This is a genomic window from Mesorhizobium sp. M7A.F.Ca.US.002.01.1.1 (assembly GCF_004022955.1).
GTDB classification, from domain to species: Bacteria; Pseudomonadota; Alphaproteobacteria; order Rhizobiales; family Rhizobiaceae; genus Mesorhizobium; species Mesorhizobium ciceri.
This window is the reverse complement of record NZ_RZQE01000790.1, coordinates 1-1718: the sequence shown is the minus strand read 5'-3', so window position 1 is coordinate 1718 and position 1718 is coordinate 1. Positions and strand designations below refer to the sequence as shown.

1 protein-coding gene and 1 pseudogene are annotated in these 1718 nt (G+C 62.4%); both read right to left on the bottom strand.

What is annotated here, in order from left to right; all coding sequences use genetic code 11:
* Positions 1-1502: chaperonin GroEL (gene groL / locus EN932_RS35460; protein WP_128369489.1), on the bottom strand; the 1502-nt coding region annotated here is incomplete at its 3' end.
* A 65-nt stretch (positions 1503-1567) separates the two neighbouring features.
* Positions 1568-1718: pseudogene (locus EN932_RS35455) on the bottom strand (co-chaperone GroES); the annotation flags it as partial.

Sequence of the window (1718 nt, the reverse complement as noted above, 5' to 3'; positions counted from 1 at the left end):
CGGACAACCTTGACCGGATCGACGATACCCATGGCGATCATGTCGCCATACTCGCCGGTCTGGGCGTTGTAGCCGAAGGTCGCGCCCTTGTTCTCAAGGATCTTGCCGGCAACGATCGATGCTTCCGCACCGGCGTTGGCCGCGATCTGGCGGGCCGGAGCCTGCAGCGCACGACGCACGATGTTGATGCCGGCGGCCTGGTCGGCATTGACGCCGGTGGCCTTGATGTTGGCCGAAGCGCGCAGCAGCGCGACGCCACCACCAGCAACGATGCCTTCTTCGACGGCCGCGCGGGTCGCGTTGAGGGCGTCATCGACGCGGTCCTTCTTTTCCTTGACTTCGACTTCCGTCGCACCGCCGACGCGGATCACCGCAACGCCGCCGGCGAGCTTCGCCAGACGTTCCTGCAGCTTCTCCTTGTCGTAGTCCGAAGTGGTCTTTTCGATCTGCTGCTTGATCTGGGCAACGCGGCCCTGGATCTCCGCCTTCTTGCCGGCGCCGTCGACGATGGTGGTGTTCTCCTTGGAGATCGACACCTTCTTGGCGCGGCCGAGCATGTTGAGGCCGACGTTCTCGAGCTTGATGCCGAGGTCTTCCGAGATGACCTGGCCACCGGTGAGGATGGCGATGTCTTCCAGCATGGCCTTGCGGCGATCACCGAAGCCCGGCGCCTTGACGGCGGCGATCTTCAGGCCGCCACGCAGCTTGTTGACGACCAGCGTGGCCAGAGCCTCGCCTTCGACGTCTTCCGAGATGATGAGCAGCGGCTTCGAGGTCTGCACGACGGCTTCGAGAACCGGCAGCATGGCCTGGAGGTTGGACAGCTTCTTCTCGTGCAGGAGGATGTAGACGTCCTCGAGCTCGGCAACCATCTTGTCGGCGTTGGTGACGAAGTAGGGCGAGAGATAGCCGCGGTCGAACTGCATGCCTTCGACGACTTCGAGTTCGGTCTCGGCGGTCTTGGCTTCTTCAACCGTGATGACGCCTTCGTTGCCGACCTTCTGCATCGCTTCCGCGATCATCTTGCCGACCGAAGCATCGCCGTTGCCGGCGATGGTGCCGACCTGGGCAACCTCTTCGGAGGTCTTGATCTTCTTGGCGTTCTTGATCAGGGTCGCAACGACGTCGGTTACCGCGAGGTCGATGCCGCGCTTCAGGTCCATCGGGTTCATGCCGGCGGCAACGGCCTTGTGGCCTTCCTGGACGATCGACTGCGCCAGAACGGTCGCGGTCGTGGTGCCGTCGCCAGCGATGTCGTTGGTCTTCGAAGCAACTTCGCGGACCATCTGCGCGCCCATGTTTTCGAACTTGTCCTCAAGCTCGATTTCCTTGGCGACGGTGACGCCGTCCTTGGTGATGCGCGGGGCGCCGAACGACTTGTCGATGACCACGTTGCGGCCCTTGGGGCCGAGCGTGACCTTCACCGCGTCAGCGAGGATGTTGACACCGCGCAGCATGCGCTCGCGGGCATCGCGGGAGAATTTTACGTCTTTGGCAGCCATTTTTAGCTCCTGGCAGGGGCTTCAATCGAGCCCGGGAATTCAGTTGACGAAAGGGCCTGATATGAGCCGATGATGCCCATGATGTCGGATTCCTTCATGATCAGAAGGTCTTCGCCATTGAGCTTGACTTCCGTGCCCGACCACTTGCTGAACAGGATGCGGTCGCCGGCCTTGACGTCCAGCGGGACCAGCTTGCCAGCTTCGTCACGAGCGCCG